25 protein-coding genes and 2 pseudogenes are annotated in these 20,943 nt (G+C 69.9%); 19 read left to right on the plus strand and 8 right to left on the minus strand.

The genetic code is table 11. The features are described 5' to 3' along the window. From ABTZ89_RS11365 to ABTZ89_RS11410, 10 genes and pseudogenes are all read left to right on the plus strand, one after another. The coding region (locus ABTZ89_RS11365) for an acyltransferase family protein (protein WP_502949534.1) at nt 1-663 on the plus strand (663 nt) is incomplete at its 5' end. A 102-nt stretch (nt 664-765) separates the two neighbouring features. Further along, a complete protein-coding gene (locus tag ABTZ89_RS11370; protein ID WP_270949393.1) occupies nt 766-1,029 on the plus strand; it encodes a hypothetical protein in 264 nt (87 codons plus the stop codon). A 4-nt stretch (nt 1,030-1,033) separates the two neighbouring features. Next, the gene (locus ABTZ89_RS11375; RefSeq protein WP_351043062.1) at nt 1,034-1,981 is read left to right on the plus strand and encodes a hypothetical protein; all 948 of its coding nucleotides are present in this window, start codon (nt 1,034-1,036) and stop codon (nt 1,979-1,981) included. Between the two features lie 244 nt (nt 1,982-2,225). Then, nucleotides 2,226-2,645, plus strand: coding sequence for a YciI family protein (locus tag ABTZ89_RS11380; RefSeq protein WP_270949395.1), 420 nt, complete (start codon nt 2,226-2,228; stop codon nt 2,643-2,645). Beyond that, nucleotides 2,642-2,909: pseudogene (locus tag ABTZ89_RS11385) on the plus strand (sigma factor); the annotation flags it as partial. The gene ABTZ89_RS11380 and the pseudogene ABTZ89_RS11385, both read left to right, overlap by 4 nt. 35 nt (nt 2,910-2,944) lie before the next feature. Next, nucleotides 2,945-3,070, plus strand: a pseudogene (locus ABTZ89_RS11390) (acyl-CoA synthetase family protein); the annotation flags it as partial. A gap of 38 nt (nt 3,071-3,108) precedes the next feature. Beyond that, nucleotides 3,109-3,729, plus strand: a complete 621-nt coding sequence (locus tag ABTZ89_RS11395) for a TetR/AcrR family transcriptional regulator (RefSeq protein WP_270953521.1) — start codon at nt 3,109-3,111, stop codon at nt 3,727-3,729. A 592-nt stretch (nt 3,730-4,321) separates the two neighbouring features. Beyond that, nucleotides 4,322-4,960, plus strand: a complete 639-nt coding sequence (locus ABTZ89_RS11400) for a hypothetical protein (RefSeq protein ID WP_351043066.1) — start codon at nt 4,322-4,324, stop codon at nt 4,958-4,960. Between the two features lie 143 nt (nt 4,961-5,103). Further along, entirely contained in the window at nt 5,104-6,063 is a 960-nt protein-coding gene (locus ABTZ89_RS11405; RefSeq protein ID WP_351043069.1) for a phytoene/squalene synthase family protein, read from the plus strand. A gap of 101 nt (nt 6,064-6,164) precedes the next feature. Then, nucleotides 6,165-6,488 (plus strand): hypothetical protein, encoded by a 324-nt coding sequence (locus ABTZ89_RS11410; protein ID WP_270953524.1) that lies wholly within the window; start codon nt 6,165-6,167, stop codon nt 6,486-6,488. Between the two features lie 67 nt (nt 6,489-6,555). On the opposite strand, the gene ABTZ89_RS11415 is transcribed toward ABTZ89_RS11410, so the two are convergent. Both ABTZ89_RS11415 and ABTZ89_RS11420 read right to left on the minus strand, forming a co-directional pair. After that, nucleotides 6,556-7,710: a S8 family peptidase gene (locus ABTZ89_RS11415; protein ID WP_351043072.1), complete on the minus strand. Its 1,155-nt coding sequence runs from the start codon at nt 7,708-7,710 to the stop codon at nt 6,556-6,558. Between the two features lie 196 nt (nt 7,711-7,906). Then, the gene (locus ABTZ89_RS11420; protein ID WP_270953528.1) at nt 7,907-8,035 is read right to left on the minus strand and encodes a hypothetical protein; all 129 of its coding nucleotides are present in this window, start codon (nt 8,033-8,035) and stop codon (nt 7,907-7,909) included. Between the two features lie 56 nt (nt 8,036-8,091). Here ABTZ89_RS11420 and ABTZ89_RS11425 point away from each other — a divergent pair, with 56 nt between their 5' ends. Then, on the plus strand, nt 8,092-8,517 hold the full coding sequence (locus ABTZ89_RS11425; protein ID WP_270953529.1) for a universal stress protein: 426 nt from the start codon (nt 8,092-8,094) through the stop codon (nt 8,515-8,517). Here the strand turns inward: ABTZ89_RS11425 and ABTZ89_RS11430 are convergent, their stop codons facing one another. After that, nucleotides 8,518-9,285, minus strand: coding sequence for an IclR family transcriptional regulator (locus tag ABTZ89_RS11430; RefSeq protein ID WP_351043076.1), 768 nt, complete (start codon nt 9,283-9,285; stop codon nt 8,518-8,520). It abuts the gene before it with no gap. A 157-nt stretch (nt 9,286-9,442) separates the two neighbouring features. Between ABTZ89_RS11430 and ABTZ89_RS11435 the strand changes: the two genes are divergently transcribed. The 3 genes from ABTZ89_RS11435 (at nt 9,443) to ABTZ89_RS11445 (ending at nt 13,200) form a co-directional block, all read left to right on the plus strand. Beyond that, the gene (locus ABTZ89_RS11435; RefSeq protein ID WP_351043079.1) at nt 9,443-10,366 is read left to right on the plus strand and encodes a U32 family peptidase; all 924 of its coding nucleotides are present in this window, start codon (nt 9,443-9,445) and stop codon (nt 10,364-10,366) included. An 87-nt stretch (nt 10,367-10,453) separates the two neighbouring features. Then, the gene (locus ABTZ89_RS11440; RefSeq protein ID WP_351043082.1) at nt 10,454-11,716 is read left to right on the plus strand and encodes a cytochrome P450; all 1,263 of its coding nucleotides are present in this window, start codon (nt 10,454-10,456) and stop codon (nt 11,714-11,716) included. A gap of 32 nt (nt 11,717-11,748) precedes the next feature. Further along, the gene (locus ABTZ89_RS11445; RefSeq protein WP_270953535.1) at nt 11,749-13,200 is read left to right on the plus strand and encodes an MFS transporter; all 1,452 of its coding nucleotides are present in this window, start codon (nt 11,749-11,751) and stop codon (nt 13,198-13,200) included. Between the two features lie 11 nt (nt 13,201-13,211). Here the strand turns inward: ABTZ89_RS11445 and ABTZ89_RS11450 are convergent, their stop codons facing one another. Both ABTZ89_RS11450 and ABTZ89_RS11455 read right to left on the minus strand, forming a co-directional pair. Continuing rightward, nucleotides 13,212-13,430: a tautomerase family protein gene (locus ABTZ89_RS11450; RefSeq protein WP_270953536.1), complete on the minus strand. Its 219-nt coding sequence runs from the start codon at nt 13,428-13,430 to the stop codon at nt 13,212-13,214. A 52-nt stretch (nt 13,431-13,482) separates the two neighbouring features. Then, a complete protein-coding gene (locus tag ABTZ89_RS11455) occupies nt 13,483-13,647 on the minus strand; it encodes a hypothetical protein (protein WP_270953538.1) in 165 nt (54 codons plus the stop codon). A 145-nt stretch (nt 13,648-13,792) separates the two neighbouring features. Between ABTZ89_RS11455 and ABTZ89_RS11460 the strand changes: the two genes are divergently transcribed. Further along, nucleotides 13,793-13,960: a hypothetical protein gene (locus tag ABTZ89_RS11460; RefSeq protein ID WP_270953539.1), complete on the plus strand. Its 168-nt coding sequence runs from the start codon at nt 13,793-13,795 to the stop codon at nt 13,958-13,960. 138 nt (nt 13,961-14,098) lie between these two features. On the opposite strand, the gene ABTZ89_RS11465 is transcribed toward ABTZ89_RS11460, so the two are convergent. From ABTZ89_RS11465 to ABTZ89_RS11475, 3 genes are all read right to left on the minus strand, one after another. Continuing rightward, nucleotides 14,099-15,136 (minus strand): ABC transporter substrate-binding protein, encoded by a 1,038-nt coding sequence (locus ABTZ89_RS11465; RefSeq protein WP_351043087.1) that lies wholly within the window; start codon nt 15,134-15,136, stop codon nt 14,099-14,101. Between the two features lie 88 nt (nt 15,137-15,224). Then, nucleotides 15,225-16,076 carry an ABC transporter permease gene (locus ABTZ89_RS11470; RefSeq protein WP_502949535.1) on the minus strand — a complete coding sequence of 284 codons (852 nt, stop codon included), beginning with the start codon at nt 16,074-16,076 and terminating at the stop codon, nt 15,225-15,227. A 25-nt stretch (nt 16,077-16,101) separates the two neighbouring features. Further along, nucleotides 16,102-16,896 (minus strand): ABC transporter ATP-binding protein, encoded by a 795-nt coding sequence (locus ABTZ89_RS11475; RefSeq protein ID WP_351043090.1) that lies wholly within the window; start codon nt 16,894-16,896, stop codon nt 16,102-16,104. Nucleotides 16,897-17,108: 212 nt separating this feature from the next. Here ABTZ89_RS11475 and ABTZ89_RS11480 point away from each other — a divergent pair, with 212 nt between their 5' ends. The 4 genes from ABTZ89_RS11480 (at nt 17,109) to ABTZ89_RS11495 (ending at nt 20,939) form a co-directional block, all read left to right on the plus strand. Continuing rightward, nucleotides 17,109-18,746 (plus strand): sensor histidine kinase, encoded by a 1,638-nt coding sequence (locus tag ABTZ89_RS11480; protein ID WP_351043092.1) that lies wholly within the window; start codon nt 17,109-17,111, stop codon nt 18,744-18,746. After that, the gene (locus tag ABTZ89_RS11485; protein WP_351043094.1) at nt 18,743-19,423 is read left to right on the plus strand and encodes a response regulator transcription factor; all 681 of its coding nucleotides are present in this window, start codon (nt 18,743-18,745) and stop codon (nt 19,421-19,423) included. Before ABTZ89_RS11480 ends, ABTZ89_RS11485 begins: the two co-directional genes overlap by 4 nt. Nucleotides 19,424-19,524: 101 nt before the next feature. After that, entirely contained in the window at nt 19,525-20,007 is a 483-nt protein-coding gene (locus ABTZ89_RS11490) for a GNAT family N-acetyltransferase (protein ID WP_351043097.1), read from the plus strand. 23 nt (nt 20,008-20,030) lie between these two features. Beyond that, on the plus strand, nt 20,031-20,939 hold the full coding sequence (locus ABTZ89_RS11495) for an RluA family pseudouridine synthase (protein WP_351043100.1): 909 nt from the start codon (nt 20,031-20,033) through the stop codon (nt 20,937-20,939). The last annotated feature ends 4 nt before the right edge of the window (nt 20,940-20,943 follow it).

Here is a 20,943-nt window from a genome sequence, read left to right on the forward strand (position 1 = left end):
GTGCTGCTCGGCATGGCCGTCGGGCGCCTGGACCTGCGCTCGACGAAGGTCCGCTGCTGGCTGGCGGTGGCCGGGCTGGCCGTGTCGATCGCCGGCTGGCGGGTGTCGGAGTGGCTGCTGCAGACATTCGACGGCGAGCCGCCGGGGCCGACCGAGGGCACCGTGCCGATCGAGCACCCGCACTGGCTGCTGGCCACCACCGCGCACAGCGGCACCACCTTCGAGCTGCTCGATTCCGGCGGTATCGCGCTGGTGATCCTGGCGGTCTGCCTGATGCTGACCGACCGGGTGGGCAAGCTGTTCAAGCCGCTGGCCGCCGCCGGGTCGATGGCGCTGACCCTGTACGCGCTCCACGCGGCGACGATGGCCTGGCTGATCGTCGTCGGCGGCTACTCGCTCAGCGGGGTGCCGGAGCCGCTGGCTCAGCTGTCGACGATGGGCCCGGACCTGCCGGACACGCCGGGCATGCCCGCGTTCCCGCGCGACGGCCACATGCCCGACGGCGTGGTGGCGTTCATCTGCACCTTCATGCCCGAGGTGTTCCTGATCTTCGCCATCGTGTTCCCGCTGGTCTGGAAGCGCTTCTTCCGCCGCGGCCCGCTGGAGGGCGCGGTCAGCGAGTCGGTCCGCTGGCTCTCCGACCGCTTCGCCCGACGCTCCTGATCAGGCTCTTTACCGCTCCGAGGACTTTCGCCCCTGCCAGAACCGGGCCATCCTGGGGTCGCGTGGACGGATGGATTCCATGTGCCTCTGGGGGGTGGCTCGATGAACATCCGGCAGCGGACCGGTGGAGCTGGGGCGGTCGACATACCGCCGGCGCTGGGCAAGGCGATGGCGGACTACCGGGCTCTGCTCGACGAGCTGGAGCGCGGCACCATCGACGAATCGACGTTCCGGCACCGGGCACTGCGCGTGGGATTGGTCCTGCGCGAGCGGGACGCCTGGATCCTGGACCTGTCGACCGAGCGGTGGTGGCGCTACGACGGCGTGGCGCTGTCCAGCCTCCGCTTCAGCGACGCCGAGGGGTGAGGCGATGTCCGCCCCGAGCGATCCGGTGCTCCTGCAGGAGCGCCTCAGCAGCGTCATCCGCGACACCGAAGGCGCCGAGTCCGGATGGGTGCGCGCGCCGCTGTCGATGCACCCGCTGCCCATCGCAACGCTGCGCAACCGCCTGCACAACGCCACGACGTGGCTGGGCCGGGTGTGGTCGTCCCACGCGCGCGGCGGTCCGGCGGTGCGGCGCTGGCTGACCGATGAGCCGCTGGGCTCGCCGGTCCCGCCGTCGGACCAGCGGCTGCCGCTGCGCAAGCAGTTCCGCGTCGCGCTGGCCACGGCGTTCCTCGGCGCGTCGGTGGCGGCGGGCTGCTACGCGCTGACGGCGCCGCTGGCGGACCCGTTCTTCGGGCTGATCCCGCCGGACATCTTCAACCGGCTGCCACCGCACTCCAAGGTCCCGATCGACGACGGCTCCGGAGGCACCACACCGGAGCTCGCGACGGCGCCGGGCTCCCCGGTGGTCGCACGGCTCCCAGCTCCACCCGCACCAGAGCCGGGCACACCCGTGGGGACGTCCGGTTCTCCCGACGCGCAAACGCGCTCGGAGCCGCAGAGCCCCGACACCACCGGAGGCATCTCGCCGCAACCACCTGCGCAGGGGTCTCCACCACCGGCCCAGTCCTCACCGCCGGCCCAGTCGTCGGCACCGCCGACGCACGACCCGACGACGACCAACACGGTTCCGCCGACGAGTGCCACGACACCACCGACCACCGACCCGACCACGACGACGGCGCCGACGACAACGACGGCCCCGACCACGACGACGCAGCCACCCACGACGACGTCGACGCCCACCAGGACGACCGACCAACCGACGGAGACCACGCCGACCGAAACCGTCCCGACCGAAACGCCTCCGACCACCGGAACACAACCAACGGAACCCACCACGACGAACCCACCGCAAACCGGCACCTCGTAGTCCGGCACCGCGTGGTCCGGCACCGCGTGGTCCGCAAATTCAATGGAATTTCGATGTCCGATTTCCATTGAATTTGCAGAAATCGGAACCTTGGTACCGCATCGCGGAAGTGTTCCGGTGGGTGGACCGGACGTCGTAGGCTTCCAGGAACTTTTTTCCGCGGGTGCGTCGATCCGCGGTTATGCCGTTCGACCCAGGGGTGAAGGGGTCCGAACGGGACCCGGACAGCCCAGGAGGCAGAGCCGTGAAGTACATGCTGATCATGCGGGCCACCGATGAGTCGTACGAGGCGTTCCAGAACGTCGACTTCGAGGAGATCTTGGAGTCGATGGGCCGGTTCAACGACGAGATGATCCAGGCGGGAGTCCTCGTCGCCGCCGAAGGCCTGGACGACGCCGCGGACGGCGTGGTCGTCGACTACTCGTCCCAGCCGCCGGTGGTCACCGACGGTCCGTACGGGGAGACCAAGGAGCTGTTCGGCGGCTTCTGGATCCTCGACGTCGCCTCCAAGGAGGAGGCCGTGGCGTGGGCGAAGCGAGCGCCGCTGGCCGGACCCGGCACCAAGTGCGAGATCCGCCGGGTGCCCGGCATCGACGAGTTCCCGCAGGACAACGAGTGGATCAAGAAGGAGCGGGCTTGGCGCGAGGCGACGGGACAGCTCTGACCGGCACCGGTCGGGACGCGGTCGCGGCGGTGTGGCGGATCGAGTCGGCCCGGATCGTCGGCGCCCTCGCCCGCTACACCGGCGACTTCGCCCTCGCCGAGGACCTCGCCCAGGAGGCGTTCGCGGAAGCGCTCGTGACCTGGCCGCGCGACGGCGTCCCGACCAACCCCGCGGGGTGGTTGCTCACCGTCGGCCGGCGCCGCGCGATCGACGTGTTCCGCCGCCGGTCCGCCCTCGACGAGCGCTACGCCGTCCTCGCCCGGATCGACTGCCCCGGACCGCGGCGGGACGAGGCCAGCGCTGAGCTGGTTCGCGCGATCAAGGACGGCGTCGGCATCAGCACCGAGGTCGCGGTGGTGGATCCGGACACCCTGGAGCGCTCGGTGGGCAAGCTGCGGCGGATCGTCGACCGCCGTGAATCCTGACCGAACGTCCGGTCGACGCGACTGGGATACTCGGGCCCATGGCTGACAACGCTGGGCGGGCGAACCGCCGAGGTCGACCCGGCTACGACCTCGGCAGGCTGCTGGACGTCTCCGTGCGGGTGTTCAACGAGCGCGGCTACGAGGGCACCAGCATGGAGGTCCTCGCCCAGCGGCTGGGCATCACCAAGTCCGCGATCTACTACCACGTCTCCGGCAAGGACGAGCTGCTCCGGCTGAGCGTCGACCGGGCGCTGGACGCGCTGTTCGCGGTCACCGAGGAGGAGGCCTCCACGACCGGCCGGGCCATAGACCGGCTCGAGCACGTCGTGCGCCGCAGCATCGAGGTGCTGGTGGCCGAGCTTCCGTTCGTCACGCTGCTGCTGCGGGTCCGCGGCAACACCCGGGTCGAGCGGCAGGCGCTGGCCCGCCGCCGCGAGTTCGACCTGGTGGTCAGCGATCTGGTCAAGCAGGCCGAGGCGGAGGGCAGCATCCGCCCGGACGTCGACCCGGCGCTGACCACCAAGCTCCTGTTCGGCATGGTCAACTCGATCATCGAGTGGTACAAGCCGACCCGCGGAACGCGGGCCGAGCAGATCGCCGACGCGGTCACCAAGATCGCCTTCGACGGCCTCCGCACCGAGCCGCCGAAACCCGCGTGAAGAGTCGTTTCGGCCGGTTCGCGCGGGTTGGGCGCAGCCGCCGCGCATCGGCGTGCACGAGGGTGGTCACCCGCAGTCAGGACCAGCGCTGAGGTGCCGCCGCGCCGATGAGCGAAACGACCTCCGAAGGCAATTTAAAGAATTTTCGCGAAGTCACGTCACGCCCGGGGACCTCGCCGGTCTCGATCATGCGGGCGTTCTGGAGCGCCCGCGTGCGCGCGGGACGCAGAGGGGATTCCGCGCGCAAAAGGCCGCCGGTCGCGGCAGGGGTGGATGTGAGTTGCGACCGGCGGCCCCCGCACGTCCCACGTGGGTAACTCCCCCACCGCGCGAGAGCAATGTGGACGTCCCGGCGAATCGCCGGGAATCAGCTTGTGGGTGACAAAAGACCCCTGCGATCTAGCCGTCGAGCCGCTTAGGCTTCCTGCGTCGCGGCCGTTCGGGGCCCGGCGGTCGCCGAGGTGAATCGCTGAACTGGGGACAGCGGAAGCACTTCCGGGACGACGTGGCGCACGCCGACCGCTGGTTCGACAGCCCCCGCGGCCCGCTCTCCCTCTCGCCCAGGCGGACGCGCACGCACTTGGAGGCGATTTTGTCACGGCTTGAGTCGATCGCTCGCGCCTTCCTTCGGTACCTCTACGAGGACCACCGGTTCCGGCCGGATGTCGCGGACTTCTTCGACAGCCCCGCAGCCGAGGCCGCCGCGGTCCAGCCGTCGTGGACCGAGCTCGCGGAGGTGCTGGAGGCGCTGCGCGAGCGCGAGTTGATCGCCACCAGCGGTGTTGGGCAGCTGGGCACTCCGACGAGGGCCGGGTTGACCGGTTCCGGACTCATCTGCGCAGGTCGGCACGGTGGCGACATCACGTCCTGGAGCAGGTCGCAGTCGGTGGCGGTGCTCGACGACCCGTCCGAGGCCGTCGTACCGCAGGCCAGGACGTCGCTGGAGGACGCGCCGCGCCGCATCGACTACTCCGGGCTGACCCGGGTCGCCAAGGTGGTCTTGCTGGCCTTGCCGACGGTGCACGCGCGCTACGGCGAGACCGTCGAGATCGAGCTGACCGCTCAGCGGCTGTGCGAGGCCACCAAGCAGGAGCAGCCGGACCCGGGGCGGGTCACGCTCCTGGCGCGGCGGTTGCGCACCGACCTGGCGACCGGCTCGGTCGCGAACACCCTCGGAGTGGTGCTGCTCGACGGCCTGGACGAGGCCCTGGCCGAAAGCGGGCTCGGCTAGCGGGGTTTCGAACACCACCGGGTCGGGTACCCGAAGTTCGCAGCGCAGGCGACTGTCCTAATCGGACTGCCGGTAGTGACGGGGTTCACCGCGAGCAGCTACCGTGCGCACGCCGGCGCACTCCGTGTGCTGTGATTTCCGGTATGGACACGGGTATCAGGTCGTCGGCGGTGACACGCCGCGAGCTCGACGCCGCCCGCATCCGGCCGCACCTGCGCCACGCCTACCAGCGGTGCCGGACGCTCAACGCCCAGCACGGACGCACCTACTTCCTCGCCACCCGCCTGCTGCCCGCAGCGCAGCGACCGTCCGTGCACGCGCTGTACGGCTTCGCGCGGTGGGTGGACGACATCGTCGACGAAACCGGTCCGCGGAGCGTGCGCGAGCGCCAGGAGGCGGTCGACGAGCTGGACGGTGAGCTGAGCGCCGGACTGCGCGCCGGGTCCAGCGAGCACCCGATCCTGGCCGCGCTCATCGACACCACGTGGCGCCACGAGATCGATCCTGCGCTGTTCACCGATTTCATGGCGTCGATGCGGATGGACCTGACCGTCCGCGACTACCCCACCCGAGCCGAGCTGGACGCATATGTGCACGGTTCGGCCGCCGTGATCGGCCTCCAGCTGCTCCCGGTGTTCGGCACGGTGTCCCCCGCTGCGGACGCCGCGCCTTACGCCGCTGCTCTCGGTGAGGCCTTCCAGCTGACGAACTTCCTGCGCGATGTCGCCGAAGACCTCGACCGCGGGCGCGTCTACCTGCCGTTGGACGAGCTGGCCGCGTTCGGAGTGGACCGCGAACGCCTGGCGTGGTGCCACCGGACGGGTCGCCCCGACCGGAGGGTGCGCCGGGCCTTCGCCGACCAGGTGGCGCGCACCCGCGCGCTGTACCGGGGCGCGGAACCCGGTATCTCGCTGCTCGCGCCTCGCTCGCGCCCCTGCGTGCGCACCGCGTTCACCCTTTACGGCGAGATCCTCGACTGCATCGTGGAGTCCGGCTACGACGTGTTCCGCCGCCGGGTGGCGGTGTCCGGGACGCGACGGTTCGGCGTGGCCGCGGCGGCGGTGAGCGCGGTAGCCGCGGTGAGCCTCCGCACGCGCCTGTGAAGCATGTCGATCGGGCCGCTCGGGTAACCCGAACGGCGTGAGGCCTTCTCCGGTTCGGGGGCACCCGTGCGGAGCTGTCGGACGCTGTGGGGAGCGACCAGATGAGCAGCGGTACGCCGCGCTGGCGGAACGTCGAGACGACCGCCGAGTTGATCGAGCAGGCAGGTCGCCGGTTGGAGCACGGCTCCCGAGATCTCGCCAGGTCGCCTGAGGCGATCGTCGAGGCCCGGGAGGCGTTGCTCGTCATCACCGCGACCAGCGCGCGACTCGCCCGGCAGCTGGACGGTCTGGCGTCCGCTTTCAAGCAACCCAACTCCGCCGAGCCTTCTGCCGTGCACGTCGCGCTCGACCAAGCGGCCGCGGCAGCCGAGGACCTCGGGAACAGCACCAAGGTCGCCGCGCAGGCCATTTACGACGGAGAATGACCCGCGCGCCGGCGTTGCGGAGGGTGCCTCCGGGTGATTCGCCTCGTCCGGAGGCACCCTCACGTGCTCACGGCGCTTGGACCAGTCCGGCACCCACGTCGGTGGCGGCCAGCGGCATCCGGCGAGCTGTCTGCGACAACCGGGCCCACAGGCCCCAGGCCCGCTCCGCGTACTGCTGGGCGTACAGCGCGGCCACGCCGGAAACGTGCGGGGTGGCCATGCTGGTGCCGCTGAGCTTGCGGTAGCGCTCCGCTCCCGGCCAGCTGGAGTAGACGTCGACGCCGGGCCCGACCAGGTCCACCTGCCCGATCTCGTCGACCGTCCCGGAGGAGAAGTCGGCGATCTGCAGCTGCGAGTCGATCGCGCCGATGGCCATGATCGACGGGCAGTTCGCCGGGTGCCCGACCGGTGCGATCGTGCCCGCCGAACGCTCGCTCTCGTTGCCCGCGGCGGCGATGATCAGCGTGCCGCGCTCCATCGCCCGCTGCGCGACCTTCTCGAACGCATCCGAGTAGGGCGCACCGGGCTGCGTGGGCGCGCCCAGCGACATCGACACCACCGCGCAGCCGTTGGAGATGGCCCACTGGATCCCGGACAGGATGCCGCTGTCGCTGCCCGAACCGTCGTCGCCGAGGACCTTGCCCGCGTAGATGCTGGCTTCCGAGGCGATGCCGTAGCCCGGCCCCTCCGAGGAGGTCCGCGGGCCGCAGGAGGTCCCGATCACGTGCGTGCCGTGGCCGTGCCCGTCCTGGACGTCCTGGCCCTCGACGAAGGAACCGGTGACGATGTCCCGGCCGGCGAAATCCGGGTGCTTGAGGTCCAGGCCGGTGTCGAGCACCGCGACCCGGACGTCCTTGCCGGTGGGCTGGGTGCGGTCGGCGCGCACCGCCTGCAGACCCCAGGTGAACTCGCCGTCCTCGACGGAGGTCGACGGGTCGCCGATGGCGAACACCTGGCGTTCGGCCTCGATCCCCGCGATCGGCCCGCGCTCGCCCGCCGCCCGCTGCAGCGACGTGAACTGCTCCTCGTCGGCGCTGATCAGCGCGACGCCCAGGTCGTGCAGCACGATCCCGCCCGCGCTGCGGAACAGCTCACCGGGCGCCGCGCCGGCGGCGTCGGCGGTGTTGGCGCAGCGGATGCCGGTCAACCGGGACAGCTCCCGGGTTCCGATGATGGTCGCGTTGTCCTCCAGCAGCACCAGATAGCGTCCGGTGGTGGTCATGGTCGCTCACCTCAGATGTGGTCGGTGGCTCGCCACAGCGTTCCCAGATTTCGCCACAGCATCCCCAGGTGTATCGCGCACTACGTTGGGTCACAAGCACCCAGCCGGGTAAGGCCTGCACTTTCCGTACCGCGAGTCCCGCAATTCCACACTGGTTTTCCCAGAGCACAACGCTTTCGGGCTTAACCGGATGGGGTCAGGTCAGGTACCGGGCGCAGGCGCGGGCCGGCAGCGGTGACCTCCGGTTCGCGCACTGGCGGTAATCGCGGGGCAGGTCGTGGTCGCGGATCCAGGACTGGACGAGGTCATCGGTTCGTACTTCCATGGAACGCAAGCGCGCCGTGCGCTCGAGCAGGCCGGAGCTGACGGAGGGCTGGTGCCATGAGCGAACGCAAGATCGTCGTCGGAGTGGACGGTTCGGACCCCTCGAAGTGCGCGCTGCGGTGGGCGGTGCGGCAGGCCGCGCTGCTCGACGGGTCCGTGCACGCTGTCGGGGCCTGGGAGTTCCCGGCGTTCTACAGCTGGGAGGGCGGTCCGATGCCGCCGGACGACTTCGAGGACGCCGCGCGCAAGGCCCTCGACGACGCCGTCGACCAGATCGAGGACGAGGACCTCCCGAGGGTGCCGATCGAGCGCACGCTCACCCACGGCCACGCCGCCCAAGCGCTGCTGGACGCGGCCGAAGGGGCCGAGCTGCTCGTGGTCGGCAGCCGGGGCCACGGCAGCTTCTACGGTGCGCTGCTCGGTTCGGTCAGCCAGCGCTGCGCCGTGCACGCCAAGTGCCCGGTCGTCATCGTCCGCTACTGATCAGCCGCGTTCGCCGTGGCTGAGGTGTCCGGAGAGGGTGGTCGCGCCCTCCCGGACCAGGTCGCGCAGGGCTGCTTCGGTCTCGTCGTTCCAGCGCAGGATCGGGACCGCGATGCTGATCGCGGCCACCACCTCGCCGGTGTGGTCGCGCACCGGGGCGGCCACGCACGCCACCGCTTCGTTGGACTCGCAGTACTCGCGCGCCACCCCGTCCTCGGCGATCTGGTCGAGTTCGGCGCGCAGTGCCTTGCGGGTGGTGATGCTGTGCTCGGTCATCGCGTTGAGGCGGCGGTTGCCGTAGAGCTCGTCGACCTCGGCGCGCGGCAGCGGCGCCAGCAGCGCCTTGCCGACGGCGGTGCAGTGCGCGGGCAGTCGCCGGCCCACCGCTGAGACCATGCGGACCGGGTGGCTGCTGTCGACCTTGGCCACGTAGAGCACCTCGGTTCCCTCGCGGACGCCGACGTGCACCGTTTCCTGGCAGCGTTCGGCGATCTCCTCCGCGACCAGCTGCCCCTCCCTGGCCAGGTCGAGGCGTTCGGCGTAGGCCGAGCCGAGCTGGAATCCGCGCACCCCGAGCCGGAACTTGTTGCTGCCGCGCCCCGCGGGCATCAGGTAGCCGCGTTCGCTGAGGGTGCCGACCAGCTCGTGCACCGTGGTGCGCGGTAGGCCGAGCTGCGCGGTGATCTCCGGCGCGCTGAGCTCGTGGGTGTCCAGGAACAGCTCCAGTACGTCGAATGCCCGCTCCACCGCTGGTACCGCTCGTGCCACCGCTGGTGCTCCTCCCCGCCGAAGATCTCGGCGCGTGACCGATATTTCGAACATCGTATCCGATACCGGCCGCCGAGCGGGTGTCCTGCTTGACCGCATCATCCCCGGTTCATACGATTTTCCGAACGTCGTTTGGAATTTCGAACGGAGCGGATGCGTGCACCAGACCCGAGAGTTCCTGCGTTCCCAGGGCTTGCCCGGCGAGGACGCCCCTGTCACCAGCACCAAGCGGTTCCCCGACGGTGCGCAGTACCGGGTGGAGATCCCGAGCACGGAAGGCCCCGAGGTCCTCGACGCCGTGCTCGCCGAAGCCGAGGCACGCCAGGTCGTGGTGCACCGCATCTCGCAGGGCAGCGGCGGAATGCTGCTCACCGACGCGGAACTGCACACCATGGCCGAGACCGCCGCCGCGCGGTCGGTCGAGCTGAGCCTGTTCGCCCGGCCGGTCGCCGGGTGGGACACCAGCCCGATGGCCACCGCCCCGGGCGGCGGGTCGGTGGCAGCGCAGGCACGCGGTGCCGAACAGCTCGTGCACGTGCTCGAAGACGTCAAGCGGACCGCCGAGGCAGGCATCCGCAGCGTTCTGATCACCGATCTCGGCGTGCTCAAGACCGCGTCCGCGATGCGCGCGGCCGGCGATCTGCCGCCCGACCTGCAGTTCAAGATCAGCGTCCAAATGGGACTGGCGAATCCGGCTTCGGTGCGCATCGCCGAGGACCTGGGCGCCGACACCTACAACGTGCCCACCGATCTGAGCATCGGGCAACTGGCCGCGATCCGCTCAGCCACCGACCTGCCGCTGGACGTCTACGTCGAGGCGCCCGACGACATGGGCGGTTTCGTCCGGCACTTCGAGATCGCCGAGATCGTGCGCGTCGCAGCCCCGGTGTACGTCAAGTTCGGCCTGCGCAACGCCCCGAACATCTACCCCAGCGGAACCCACCTGACCCCCACCGCGGTGGCGCTGGGCCGGGAGCGGGTGCGCCGCGCCCAGATCGGGCTGGACCTGCTGCGCCGCTACGCACCTGAGGCCCGGACCTCGGAGCTCGCGGCGGACGGGCTCGCCGTTCCCCAACGGTGATCCACTGTGGACGACCGGGTTGGGCGTTGACGCTCGAACGCGCGGCGACCAGAGTGTGCCTGGACCGGCACCGGAGAAGGAGTCGCGATGGCAGCGCCCACCCAAGTCCCGGACGTGTTCGACCCGCGCAGGTACGCCGCCGGCGTGCCGCACGAGGACTTCGCGTGGCTGCGCGAGCACGCCCCGGTGAGCTGGCAGCAGGAGCGCGAGGTCGGCGACTGGCCCGCGGGCCCCGGTTTCTGGGCGGTGACCCGGCATTCCGACGTCGTCTCGGTGCTGAAGTCCGCTGATCGCTACTCGTCCTGGTTGGGCGCCACCCAGATCCGCGATCCCGCCCCGGAGGACCTGCCGTTCATCCGGCGCATGATGCTCAACCTCGACCCGCCGGAGCACGGGCGGCTGCGGCGGCTGGTCAGCCGGGCGTTCACGCCGCGGCGCGTCGACCGGTTCCGCGATGCCGTGGCCGAGCGGGCACGGCTGCTGGTCGACGAGGCGATCGAGCGCGGCGGCTGCGATCTGCCGGTCGAGGTGACCGACGACTACCCGCTGCGCAACCTCGCGGACCTGCTCGGCGTGCCGGAGACCGATCGCGGGATGCTGCTGGAGTGGACCAACCGGGTGATCGGCTACCAGGATCCCGAGCACTCCGAGGTCACCCTGGACGCCGATGGACGACCGGTGAACCCGCGTTCCCCGGCCATGCTGGCGGACATGTTCGCCTTCGCCCAGGACCTCGCGGCGTTCAAGCGCCGCAATCCGGCGGACGACGTGATGACCGCGCTGGCCAACGCCGAGCTCGACGGGCGCGGACTGGCCGACGCCGAGCTGGAGATGTTCTTCTTCCTGCTGTCCGTGGCGGGCAACGACACGGTGCGCAGCGCCCTGCCGGGCGGCGTGCTCGCCTTCGCCCAGCACCCCGACCAGCACCGGCTGCTGCTGGCGGAACCGGAGCTGCTGGACTCCGCGATCGAGGAGACGCTGCGCTTCCACCCGCCGGTGCTCAGCTTCCGCCGCACCGCCATCGCCGACACCGAACTCGGCGAGCAGCGGATCCGGGCCGGGGACAAGGTCGTGGTGTTCCACTGCTCGGCGCACTTCGACGACGCGCGGTTCCCCGAACCCCACCGCTTCGACATCCGCCGCTCCCCCAACGACCACGTCGCCTTCGGCGATGGGCCGCACGTCTGCCTGGGCGCGCACTTCGCCCGGTTGCAGCTGCGCGCCTTCTACCGCGAGGCGCTGTGGCGGATGCGCGACCTGCAGGTGACCGGGCCGGTGCAGCGCCTGGTGTCGAACTTCATCAACGGCATCAAGCACCTGCCGATGTCCTTCACGCCCGGTCCGCGCTGAGCCCACCCCCGGTCGCGGCCTATGGTCGGCTGATGAGCAATGCCGCAGCGCTGCGATCGCGGTCGGGCCGCTGGATCCTCCTCGCCACGATCCTGGGCTCCGGCGTGGCCTTCCTGGACGGGTCGGTCGTCAACGTCGCGCTGCCCGCGATCGGCCGCGAGGTCGGCGGCGGCCTCAGCGTCCTGCAGTGGGTGCTCGACGCCTACCTCCTCACGCTCAGCGCGTTGCTGCTGCTCGGCGGGGCGCTCGGGGACCGGTACGGGCGACGTCGCGTGTACGTGATCGGGCTGGTGCTGTTCACCATCGCCTCGCTGGGATGCGGCTTCGCGCCGACCGGCGAAGCGCTCGTCGTGGCGCGCCTGCTCCAGGGCGTCGGCGGGGCGCTGCTGGTGCCCGGCAGCCTGGCGCTGATCAACTCGACGATCCGGCAGGAGGACCGCGGGGAGGCCGTGGGCCGGTGGGCGGGTCTGACCGGCGTGTCCTCGGCGATCGGGCCGTTCGTCGGTGGCTGGCTGGTGGACGCGGTGTCCTGGCGCGCGGTGTTCTTCATCAACGTGCCGATCGCCGCGGCTGCGCTGCTGGCGCTGCGGCACGTTCCGGAAACACGCAACCCGCAAGCCACAGGGCGACCGGACATCCTCGGCGCACTCGCGGTGACCATCGGCCTGTCCGGGACCGTGTTCGCGCTGATCGAAATCCCCACGGTGGGCTGGACGCCGCTGACCACCTCGGCGGCGGTCGCCGGAGCAGCGGGCCTGGTGTCCTTCCCGTTGATCGAGCAGCGCCACCCCAGCCCGCTGCTGCCGCTGTCGTTGTTCCGCTCCGTCCAGTTCACCGGGGCCAACCTCACGACGCTGACCGTGTACGCGGCGCTGAGCGGTGCGCTGTTCCTGCTGTCGCTGCAGTTGCAGCAGTCCATGGGCTACACCGCGCTCCAGGCCGGCATCGCGACCTTGCCGATCACGATCATCATGCTGCTGCTCTCCGGCCGGGTCGGAGCGGTCGCGCAGCGCACCGGCCCGCGACTGCCGATGACGTTCGGCCCGATCATCTGCGCGGTCGGCCTCACCCTGCTGACCTGGGCCGTTCCCGGCAGCACCTATGCCTCCGGGGTGCTGCCGGGGGTGCTGGTGTTCGGTCTCGGCCTGTCGATCACCGTGGCGCCGCTGACCTCGGCCGTGCTCGCCTCGGTGAGCGAGAACAACGCCGGAGTCGCCTCCGGGGTGAACAACGCGGTGTCCCGACTGGCCGGTCTGCTCGCGGTGGCGGTGCTGCCGGTGGTCGCAGGCCTGTCGCACACCGCGGCCGGTGCCCCGCTCGGCCCCGGCTTCGGCCGAGCCCTCCTGATCTCAGCGGCCCTGTGCGCGGCCGGCGGAGTCCTGTCCTGGCTCACCATCGGCCGCGCGGAACGCGTGGACACCTATCCCCTGCCGGGCCTCAACCACGCCTGCCAAGACCCCTGCACCTGCCACCCGGACCGGTGAGGGGCTGACGGTCATCCGGAGGCGCGCTTCGCCTGGACGTCTTCGCTGGTCAGGGGCTTTCCCCCGATCGCCCACCCGCCGCTGGGCGTCTCGGTGATCACCACGTGCGTCGCCGGCCGCAGCGCTTCGCCCTCGACGGCGATGGCCGCTTCGGAGACGTCCTCCACGAGCCGCCGCTTCTCCTCGTCGGTGAACACTCCTGCGATCACCTTGATGTCGATGAACGGCATCGGTCAGCTCCTCTGCGCTAGGCGGGTGCTCAGTTGCTGATGCGGACTCCGGTCATGCGGCGGTAGCCGTCAGTCGTTGCATGCGGAGGAGCCAGAGCTCCAGTTCGGCGAGCTGGCCGTCCAGGCTCTCGCTGCCGTACATGTCCGGGCTCGCGCGCAGGGTCATCAACTCGTCCCAGCGGCGTTCCATCTGGTCCACCAGTTCTCGCACGGTCACTTGCGGCCCCTCTCCCCGATCGGGCAACCGCCGATGACGCTACGGCGTGGGTGTGCACGCTGGGTAAGGCCAAAAGTCACGGTTTCACCCGATCCGCCCGCAGCGGACCACCCCACGCAGTGGAGCGCTGTGGTGTGATCAAGCCATGCGAAAAGGGCGTCGAGGGCACCCGTGCGAACCCGACACCAGCCAGATCGGCATGTGGACCTGCGACGTGTGCGGGCAGCAGTGGGAGATCCACGGAGTCGCCGACAACCCGCGGGTCCGCAGGGTCAGCCGGGTCGGCTGGTTCTTCGCCAAACTGCTCGGCTGAGCGGACGGCCGGGCGAAGCCCTGCAGGGCGGTCAGCCCCCACCCGCGTCTCCAGCAGGTGTCAGGCTCGGTCGCCCGCGGCGGCGGGACAGCGGAACACCCCGCCGGGACCCTCCCCGACGGGGTGCGCTCGCCGTGGTCAGCGGGGCTGCGCCTTGTCCGCGAACTTCGTGGTGTAGGTCTTCGACAGGTCGATCTGGTCGTGCTTGTCCTTGACGGTCGGGTGGAACCGGGCCAGCACTTCGAGGACGTTCTTCGCGCCCTCGGGTCGCATCTTGCCGGTTCCGTTGAACATGCCCTTGGTGTCGTTGATGGCCTTGAGGTACAGGTCCCGGTTACCTCCGGCGAAGTCCGGTGGCATCGCCGCCGCGATCTCCTCGGCGGAGTGCTTCTGGATGAAGTCGAGCGTCTTCACGAACGCGTTCGCCAGCTTCTGCACCTGCTCTTCGTGCTGCTCGACGTAGGCGCAGTCCATGTAGAGCGAACTCGACGGGTACAGGCCGCCGAGCGCGGCGTTCGTGCCCTCCTCGGTCCGCATGTCCAGCAGCACCTTCGCCTTGCCCGAATCCACCAGCTTGGCAACCGTCGGATCGGTGGTCATCCCGGCGTCGATGCCGCCGTTGTCGATCGCGGCGATGAAGGTCTGACCTGCTCCCGCCTTCACACCGGTGTACTCCTGGGTCCCCACGCCGGACTTGGTCGCCAGGTACTGGGTGAGGAAGTCGGTGGAGGAACCCGGGCTGGTGAAGCCCAGCTTCTTGCCCCGGAAGTCGGCCGGGCTCTTGATCTCGCCGGCCGCCTTGCTGCCGACGACCTCGACCTCGCCGGGCACGTCGGCGAGCTGGACCACGCTGGTGATGCACTTGCCCTTGGACTGCAGGTCGATCGTGTGGTCGTAGAAGCCGACCACGCCGTGCACCTCGCCGGCGACCAGCTGGTTCTCCGCGCTGGCACCGGCGGGCTCGTCCAGCAGGGTGACGTTGAGGCCCTGCTCCTTGAAGAAGCCGAGCTGCTCGGTGAGCTTCGCGGGCAGGTAGATGACCTTGTCGATGCCACCGACCTCGAGCTTGATGTCGTTGGGGTCGCCGGCGGGGCCGCTGGCCGTGCTGCGGCAGGAGCCGAGGACGAGTCCGGAAGCCATGACGAGCGCAGCCAGAACAGAGGCGCGAATCTTCATTGATCGCTCCTAGAAGGTGTACCGGTAGTGGTTTTCGTGGTGATGCGGGTAGCGAAACCGAAGACATCGCCTGGGTTTCCGCAGTTGGTCAGATCTGGATCTCCGTCTTGCTCATGGCGGGTCGCCACTTCAGCAGCCGGTCTTCGAGCGCGGTCAACAACCATTCCGCGGCCAGGGCGATCACCGTGATCACGATCATCCCGGCGTAGATCCCGGCGGCGTCGTAGGTGCCCTGGGCCCGGTTGATCAGCAGTCCGAGCCCCTTGTCCGCGCCGGTGAACTCACCGACCACCGCGCCGATCAGCGCGAAGCCGAACGCCGCGTGCAGCGAGGCGAGGATCCACGACATCGCGCTCGGCACCACGATCGTGCCGAGGATCTGCAGCCGGTTCGCGCCGAGGATCCGGGCGTTGTCGATCAGGTTCCGGTCGACTTCGCGAGCGCCCTGGAAAGCGTTGAAGAACACGGCGAAGAACACCAGGATGAAAGCGGTTGCGACCTTCGACGTGAGCCCCAGGCCGAACCAGATCACGAACAGCGACGCGAGCACGATGCGGGGAACCGCGTTGGCCGCCTTGATGAACGGCGCGCAGATGTCCGACAGCACCGGACTGCGGCCCAGCAGGATGCCCAGCACGATCCCGGCGAGCGAGCCGACCGCGAAACCGCTGACCGATTCCTGCAGCGTGACCAGGATCTGCTCCCAGATCGACCCCTGGCTCGTGCCGGCCGTGAACCACTCCACCAACCGCACGCCGACCGCGCTCGGCTTCGAGTAGAAGAAGGGATCGATCAGGTAAGTGGCGGTCAGCTCCCAGCTGACCAGCCACACCACCACCAAGGCCAGCCGCGTGCCCCACACCTTGACGCGGCGGCGGCGCCTCGCCACCTCCGCGGAGCGCGCGATGTCCTGCGGTTCGGCGGCACCCGACTCTGCCAGGCCCGGGGATTCGACGGTTCCTGCTTCACGCGACACGACCGGCACCTCTCCCGCGAGTCTTCTCGACCTCTTCCTTCAGCGACTGCCAGATCTCCCGGTATATCGCCAGGAACTCCGGGGTCATCCGCACTTCCTCCACATCGCGGGGCCGTTCCAACGCGACTTCGAACGACGCCTTGACCGTCGCCGGGCCGGTGGTCATGACGATCACCCGGTCGGCCAGCGCGATGGCCTCCTCCAGGTCGTGCGTCACGAAGATGACGGCGGCCTCCGTGCCCGACCACAACCGCAGCAACTCGTCCTGCATCAACCCGCGCGTCTGCACGTCCAGCGCGCTGAACGGCTCGTCCATGAGGAGGATCGACGGCGCGTTCACCAATGTCTGGGCCAGCGCGACGCGTTTGCGCATCCCACCGGACAGCTGGTGCGGGTAGTAGCCCTCGAATCCGCCGAGACCGACCCGCTGCACCCACTCCCGTGCTTCGGCGCGGGCCGCCGACCGGGTCGCACCCCGGTACCGGGGGCCCGCGGCGACGTTGTCCACCACCGACCGCCACGGCATCACCGCGTCGCTCTGGAACATGTAGCCGATCCCGTCCGGAATGCCGGTCACCGGCTCTCCGCCGATCGACACCGTGCCGATCGACGGCGGTTCCAAACCGGAAACCAGGGACAGCGCGGTGGATTTGCCGCAGCCGGTCGGGCCGACGACCGCGACGAACTCCCCGCGCCCCACCGCCATCGTCAGGTCGCGAAGAGCGGTGTGCACTCCTCCCGAACCGCTGGGGAAGCGCTTCGTGACGTTCCTCAACTCGATCATGCGCGACTCCTGTGTCGTGCCGGGACACCGTTGTCCCATCGGGCCGGACGTCGATGACGCCCGTGCTGCTCGGGCACGAAGGTAGGTGCGCGGGTGCGCCGCAGCGGGGTTCTTCTCGCTGTACGCGTAATGAACGTTCCCAACGTTCTGCGCATTTTGCGCACGCAGATCGAACCTTGGGCGAGCCCGCGTCCGCGACGTAACGTCTGCGCATGGCCCCGGCACGCATGCGGTTCGCACACCAGGTCCTGGTCTTGCAGATCGGCCTGCTGACGTTGGTCGTCGCGGTCGGGTCGCTGGTCGCCGCCTGGATGGAAAGCGCGCAACTCGTGGGGCAGTACGGGCAGCAGGCGATCAACATCGCGCGCACCGTCGCATCCGACGTCGACCTCGCCGATGCGGTGGCGCACGACGACACGCAGGCGGTCCAAACCAGAGCGGAACGGGCGAGGCTGAGCACCGACGCCCTGTTCGTCGTGGTGACCGATGAGAACGGGATCCGGCTGGCCCATCCCAACGCGAGCCTCGTTGGCCAGCACGTCAGCACCGACCCCAGCCAGGCGTTGAACGGCCACGAAGTCGTCAACGTCGAGCGCGGCACGCTCGGCCTGTCGGCGCGGGGGAAGGTACCGCTGCGCGACCGCGCGGGCACCATCGTCGGCGAGGTCAGCGTCGGCATCGACGCCGCCGAGATCGACGCCACCAGGTGGCGCCAACTGGGCATGTCCGCGTTGTTCGGCGGCGTCGCGCTGCTGCTCGGGGCTTTCGGCGCGCTGTTGCTCACCCGGCTGCTGAAACGCCGCACCCTCGGCCTGGAACCGCGCGAGCTGGCCGAACTGATGCAGGAGCACCAGGCGGTGCTGCACGGGATCGGCGAAGGTGTGCTGGCGGTGGACGCCGCGGGCACCGTCTCGGTGTGCAACGGCGAAGCCAGGAGACTGCTCAGCACGCAGATCACCCCCGGAATACCGCTCACCGAGCTCGAGCTGCCGCCGCGGCTGCGCGCCGCGCTCGAGCACCGCGAGCGCGCCGACAACCTCGTCACCGTGGCCGGCGACCGCGTGCTGGTCGCGAACTACCGCGACGTGACCAAGGACGGGCGGGACCTGGGTGGGGTGCTCACCCTGCGCGACCGCACGGACTTGGAAGTACTCACCAGGGAACTCGACACGACGCGGGCGCTCACGGATGCGCTGCGCGCACAACGCCACGAGTTCGCCAACCGGATGCACACGCTGACCGGGTTGCTGCGCACCCGCCACTACCGGGAAGCGACCGAATACCTGGACGGGATCTCCACCGGCCCGATCGTGCTGCTGGGTTCGGGCGGCGACCTCGTCGAAGACCCCTACCTGCAAGCATTCCTGTCCGCCAAGACCTCGGCGGCGGCGGAGCAGGGCATCGAGCTGCGCATCGGGGGCAACAGCTGGGTCCCGGCCAAGGTGATCGCTCCGCTGGAGGTCACCACGGTCGTCGGCAACCTGGTGGACAACGCGTTGGAAGCTGCTCAACTCGGTTCGCGACGGCCAGCGGCGGTCGAGGTGGACCTGCTCGCGGAAGGCACCACGCTGCACGTCGCGGTCACCGACTCCGGGGACGGCGTGGCGGATCACCTGCGGGATTCCCTCTTCGTGGAAGGGGTGTCGACGAAGGACGGCCACGGGCGCGGGATCGGGCTCGCGCTGACCCGGCAGGCCGCCCGCAGCCTCGGCGGCGACGTGCGCCTCGCCGAGGCGGGAGGAACCGAGCGCGGCGCTCTTTTCCTCGCCGAACTGCCCCAGGTCCTGGAAGCGAGATCTGGCCGAACCTCGTCGGATGCCGAGCCGCTCGCCAGTCAGGAGGAGAAGTGAGGATTCGGGTTCTCATCGTGGAGGACGACATCCGGGTCGCCCGGGTGAACGCCGATTACGTCGAGCGCGTCCCGGGTTTCGCGGTGGTCGGCACCGCGCACACCGCGGCCGAGGCGCGGGTCCGGGTGCAGGAACTCGCGCCGGACCTCGTCCTGCTGGACCACTACTTGCCCGGCGAGTCGGGGTTGCGCCTGCTGCGCGAGATTTCCGCCGACACCATCATGTTGACCGCCGTGTCGGACACCTCCACCGTTCGCGCCGCGTTCGCCGCCGGGGCGCTGAACTACCTCGTCAAGCCCTTCACGGCTGAGGACCTGGCCGAGCGGCTCGCGGCTTACGCGCGTTACCGCGCGCAGCTGTCCTCTCCTGATCACACGGCGAACCAGGAAGAGATCGACCGCGCGGTCCGGCTGCTGCACGACAAGGACGGCAAAGGCACGCCGAAAGGCCGGTCCGCGGTCACGGCCCGGTTGGTCGCGGAAGCCTTGCGCCAACACCGAGAACCGGTATCAGCTTCGGAAATCGCGCAGGCCCTCGGCATAGCACGGGCGACCGCGCAGCGCTACCTCACCACGCTCGCTGAAGACGGCCGCGCGATCATGAACCTCCGATACGGGGCGACCGGTCGTCCCGAACACCAGTACCAGTGGGCGCAGCTGCCCGCTCAGCAGTCATGACGCGATCCGTCGGCTACCAACCCCAGCGGCACTTGATGATCTTCGCCAGGTACGTTGTCGCATCAGGAAACCTGGTTCAAAAATCCACTGTGGAGAGTTCGTTGAGCGTGCTTGCGACGTTGCCCGTCGGCCCCGTCACCTACCGGCTCCGCCGGGCCACCGAGGACGACCTCACCGCTGTCATCGGGCTGCTGGCCGCTGATCAGCTCGGGGCGACCCGCGAGTCCGCCGCCGATCTCGCGCCCTACCAGGCGGCTTTCGCCGCCATCGACGCCGATCCGGCGCAACTGCTGCTGGTGGCGACCACCGGCGACCAGGTCGTGGCCACCATGCAGCTGACGTTCATCCCCGGCCTGGCCCGGCGCGGTGCGCTGCGCGCTCAGATCGAGGCGGTGCGCGTGCACGAGCAGCACCGCAGCCACGGTCTCGGTGGCGAGATGTTCAAATGGGCCATCGACGAAGCGCGTCGGCGCGGCTGCGCCCTGGTTCAGCTGACCACGGACAAGCAGCGGGCCGATGCTCACCGCTTCTACCAGCGGCTCGGCTTCACCGCGTCCCACGAGGGCTTCAAGATGGCCCTGTGACCACCGGTTACGCTGGTGCCGCGATGCGACGCAAGCTCACTTCCCGGCTGCCTCAGCGGCACGGCGTGGATCCGGTCCGGATGCGGCTGCCCCTCGACGGGCAGTGGCGCACCGTTCGGGACCACCTCGTCGACCGGATCCCGAAGCTCGCGCCCGAGCGCATCGAGGCGATGCTGCGGGAAGGACTGATCGTCGGCGTCGACGGCCCGCTCGGCTTGGACGCCCCGTTCGTCCCGGGCGCGTTCATCTGGTTCCACCGCGACCTGCCGGTGGAGACTCCCGTGCCGTTCGCGATCGACGTGCTGCACCGCGACGAGCACCTGCTGGTGGTGGACAAGCCGCACTTCCTGGCCACCACGCCGCGCGGTGGACATGTCCAGGAGACCGCGCTGGTCCGGTTGCGCCGCGAACTCGACCTCCCGCAGCTCAGCCCGGCGCACCGCCTGGACCGGCTGACCGCCGGGTTGGTCATGTTCGTGATCACCCCGCAGCACCGCGGCGCGTACCAGACGTTGTTCCACGACCGGCTGGTGCACAAGGAGTACGAGGCCGTCGCCGGTTTCGACCCCGACCTCGAGCTGCCCCGCACCGTGCGCAGCCGGATCCACAAGCAGCGCGGTGTGCTGGCAGCCGAGGAAGTACCGGGCGAGCCGAACAGCGAGACCCGTGTGGAGCTCGTCGACCGGCGCGGCGACCTCGGCCGATACCGGCTGCTCCCCCGCACCGGACGCACCCACCAGCTGCGGGTGCACTTGAACGGCTTGGGCATCCCGATCGTCGGCGACGAGCTGTACCCGGTGGTCCGGGAGCGCGCCGCCGACGACTTCGGCGAACCGCTGCAGCTGCTGGCCAAGGTCCTGGAGTTCACCGATCCGATCAGCGGCGAGCGGCGGCGTTTCGAATCCCGCCGGACGCTGAGCGGCTGGACCTGAGCGG

Source organism: Saccharopolyspora sp. NPDC002686 (assembly GCF_040295745.1).
Taxonomy (GTDB): domain Bacteria; phylum Actinomycetota; class Actinomycetes; order Mycobacteriales; family Pseudonocardiaceae; genus Saccharopolyspora; species Saccharopolyspora oryzae.